Here is a 3633-nt window from a genome sequence, read left to right as displayed (position 1 = left end):
GTAATAAAGTGCTAGAGGAGAGGGCGGCCGCAGGGCCGCCCTTTATTGTTGGAGCTCGACCTTCTTCGTCCCCTCTCCCCCAGCGCAGCGAAGTTGCGCGCCGCGGAGGGGGGCGCGGACGCAGGGCACGACAGCAGAGGGCACCCTGTTGACGCTACCCTCTCCCGCCTTCGCTTCGCGAGGGCACCCTCTCCCGCAAGGGGAGAGCGGAAAGAACAGCCATGACCGATAACGTCCCCATTGCCATCCCGCTGTCGCAGTCTGTTCTCCGCGGCCTCGCCTGCAAATGCCCGCGCTGTGGCGAAGGCAAGCTGTTCGCCGGCTTCATCGACTTGCGGCCGTCTTGCGAAAAATGCGGCCTCGACTACGCCTTCATCGATGTCGGCGATGGCGCGGCGGTGTTTTTGATCATGATCGCCGGCGCCATCGTGGTCGGCTGCGCGCTGGTCGTGGAAGTAAAATATCAGCCGCCGTTCTGGCTGCATGCCGCGCTGTGGCTGCCGTTGATTCTCGCCACCACGATCCTGCCGATGCGCTCGATGAAATCCTTGTTGATCGCGCTCCAGTTTCACCACAAGGCCTCCGAAGGCCAGCTGATCGACCGCCCGAAATGACTACGCTGTCCGCCAATCGCCGCAGCATGTTCGGCCTCGGCCTGGTTACGCTGGTCATCGTCGCGGTGCTGCTTAGTCTGGGTGGCTGGCAGATGCAGCGCCGCGCCCAGAAGCACGCGCTGATAGCGGCGCTGACCGAGCGTCTGGCCGGAGCTCCGGGCGCGCTGCCGGCGCCGTCGACATGGTCGGCGCTGACGCCGGCCGCCGATGAATTTCGCCGTGTCAGCTTCATTGCGACGCTGCAGCCGGTGCCCGACGCGATGGTCTACTCATCAGGTTCCAGCGTGCGGCCGGACGTGCCGGGTCCCGTGACCTGGGCATTCGTGCCGGCGCTTCTGCCGTCCGGTGAAACCCTCGTCATCAATGCCGGCTTCGTGCAGAACACCATGCAGGAGCGCGCCCAGCAGGATCGCGCCGTGCAGCGCCTGATCAGCGGCGCGCCGGTGACCATGAACGGCTATCTGCGGTTCCCCGAGGCGGCCGGTGCGCTGACGCCGAATGATGACGTCAAGAAACGCCTGTGGTTCACCCGCGACCAGCGCGACATGGCGCAAAAGCTCGGCTGGGGCGAGGTGGCGCCGTTCTATATTGATTTGGAGTCCCCGGCGCCGGCCAGCGGCATTCCAAAACCTGGCCCGCTCGAAGTCCACCTCAAGGACGACCATCTGCAATACGCCATCACCTGGTTTGGCCTGGCGGCGGCGGTCCTCATCGCGTTTGCGGTGTGGATCAAGGGGCAGCGGCGGGCATAGCCTGCTGATTCCCGGTTTCCCCTGTCGCTCAAAACGCTTTATGGTGCCGGATGATTTCGCCCGGCGTGAAGTTTTAACCCATCATTATCAGAGGCTTGGCCGTGAGCCGCCTTTGGAGGACGCTTTGACGACCTATATTTCGACGCGGGGCGAGGCCCCGATTCTGGGCTTCTGCGATGTGATGCTGACCGGGCTGGCCCGCGATGGCGGGCTTTATGTGCCGCAACTCTGGCCGCAGTTTTCGCCGGAGACCATCGCCGCTCTGTTCGGCCGGCCCTATTGGGAAGTCGCCGTCGAGGTGATCCGCCCGTTTGTCGCCGGCGAGATCTCCGACGAGGATCTCGGGCGCATGGCCAACGAGGCCTATGCCACCTTCCGCCATCCCGCGGTGGCGCCGCTCGACCAGACCGCGCCGAATCAGTTCGTGCTCGAACTGTTTCACGGCCCGACCTTGGCGTTCAAGGATGTCGCGATGCAGCTGATCGCGCGGCTGATGGACCATGTGCTGGCGAAGCGCACCGAGCGGACCACCATCGTCGTCGCCACCTCCGGCGATACCGGCGGGGCGGCGGTTGACGCCTTCGCCAACCGCGACAATGTCGATTTGATCGTGCTGTTTCCGCACGGCAAGATCTCCGACGTGCAGCGCCGGATGATGACCACGGCCGGTGCTGCGAATGTCCACGCGCTCGCCGTGAAAGGTAATTTCGACGATTGCCAGGCGATCGTGAAGGGTCTGTTCAACCACCACAAATTCCGCGACGCGGTGTCGCTGTCCGGTGTCAATTCGATCAACTGGGCGCGCATCGTGGCCCAAGTGGTCTACTACTTCACGTCGGCGGTCGCGGTCGGCGCGCCCGGCCGCGCGGTGGATTTCACCGTGCCGACCGGAAATTTCGGTGACATTTTTGCCGGATACGTCGCCAAGCGAATGGGCCTGCCAGTGCGCAAGCTGCGCATCGCCGCCAACGTCAACGACATCCTGGCCCGCACGCTGCGGACCGGAATTTACGAAGTCCGCGAAGTCCATGAGACGGCATCGCCGTCGATGGACATCCAGGTGTCGTCGAATTTCGAGCGGCTGCTGTTCGAGGCCTCCGGCCGCGACGCCGTGCTGGTGCGCGGGCTGATGGAGTCGCTGAGACAGTCCGGTCGCTTCGTGCTGCCGGAAGCGGTGCTGACGGCGATCCGTGCGGATTTTGAAGCCGGCCGCGCCGACGAGGATGAAACCGCCGCGGCGATCCGTACCGCGTGGCGTGAGACCGGCGATTTGATCGACCCGCATACCGCGGTGGCGCTTGCCGTCGCCGATCGCGATACCACCGAGCTGCACGTTCCCAATATCGTGCTGGCGACCGCGCATGCGGCCAAGTTCCCCGATGCTGTGGAAGCCGCCTGCGGCGTGCGCCCCGCGCTACCGGTGTATCTCGAAGGGCTGATGGAAAAGCCCGAGCACATAAAAGTCATGAACAATGACCAAAGCGACATTGAGCGGTTCGTGCTGTCGGTCAGCCGTGCCGCGAAGCAAGGAGCTATTTGATGAGCGTCGAAGTTACCAAGCTGCCTTCGGGCCTGACGGTCATTACCGACACCATGCCGCATCTGGAGACCGCTGCGCTCGGGGTATGGACCGGCGTCGGTGGCCGCGACGAGAAGCCCAATGAGCACGGCATCTCGCATCTGCTCGAGCACATGGCGTTCAAGGGCACCAAGAAGCGGTCGTCGCGTGAGATCGTCGAGGAGATCGAGGCGGTTGGCGGCGATCTCAATGCCGGGACCTCGACCGAGACCACGGCCTATTACGCCCGCGTCATGAAGGCCGACGTGCCGCTGGCGCTCGACGTCCTCTCCGACATTCTGGCGAATCCGTCCTTCGTGCCCGATGAGTTGGAGCGGGAGAAGAGCGTGATCGTGCAAGAGATCGGCGCCGCCGCCGATACGCCGGACGATGTCGTGTTCGAGCACCTCAACGAGCTCTGCTATCCCGACCAGCCGATGGGCCGCTCGCTGCTGGGCACCGCCAAGACGCTGAAGGAATTCGACCGCGACACGCTGCAGAACTATCTCTCGACGCATTATCGCGGCCCGGAGATGGTAGTCGCCGCCGCCGGCGCGGTCAGCCACCGTCAGGTCGTCGACGAGGCTTCCGATCGTTTCTCCAGCTTCGCCGGCGCCGCCGCGCCAAAGCCGCAGCCGGCGAAGTTCGGCAAGGGCGGCTCGCGCGTCGTCCACCGCGACCTCGAGCAGGCGCATCTGACGCTGGCGCT

4 protein-coding genes are annotated in these 3633 nt (G+C 64.6%); all 4 read left to right on the top strand.

Annotation, left to right across the window (positions count from 1 at the left end; translation table 11 throughout):
- The first annotated feature begins 221 nt into the window (after positions 1-221).
- Positions 222-614: a DUF983 domain-containing protein gene (locus tag Q0S16_RS18125; RefSeq protein ID WP_295850952.1), complete on the top strand. Its 393-nt coding sequence runs from the start codon at positions 222-224 to the stop codon at positions 612-614.
- Positions 611-1366 carry an SURF1 family cytochrome oxidase biogenesis protein gene (locus tag Q0S16_RS18120; protein WP_295850949.1) on the top strand — a complete coding sequence of 252 codons (756 nt, stop codon included), beginning with the start codon at positions 611-613 and terminating at the stop codon, positions 1364-1366. Before Q0S16_RS18125 ends, Q0S16_RS18120 begins: the two co-directional genes overlap by 4 nt.
- Before the next feature lie 124 nt (positions 1367-1490).
- Entirely contained in the window at positions 1491-2906 is a 1416-nt protein-coding gene (gene thrC, locus Q0S16_RS18115; RefSeq protein WP_295850946.1) for a threonine synthase, read from the top strand.
- Positions 2906-3633: pitrilysin family protein (locus Q0S16_RS18110; RefSeq protein ID WP_295850944.1), on the top strand; the 728-nt coding region annotated here is incomplete at its 3' end. The genes thrC and Q0S16_RS18110, both read left to right, overlap by 1 nt.

The sequence above is a fragment of the Tardiphaga sp. genome, from assembly GCF_025356345.1.
In the GTDB taxonomy this organism is placed as follows: domain Bacteria; phylum Pseudomonadota; class Alphaproteobacteria; order Rhizobiales; family Xanthobacteraceae; genus Tardiphaga.
This window is presented reverse-complemented; position numbering and strand designations above follow the sequence as displayed.

Coding starts and splice junctions, on each gene's coding strand:
- Q0S16_RS18125 (WP_295850952.1), top strand. CDS start 222: ATGACCGATAACGTCCCCATTGCCATCCCGCTGTCGCAGTCTGTTCTC.
- Q0S16_RS18120 (WP_295850949.1), top strand. CDS start 611: ATGACTACGCTGTCCGCCAATCGCCGCAGCATGTTCGGCCTCGGCCTG.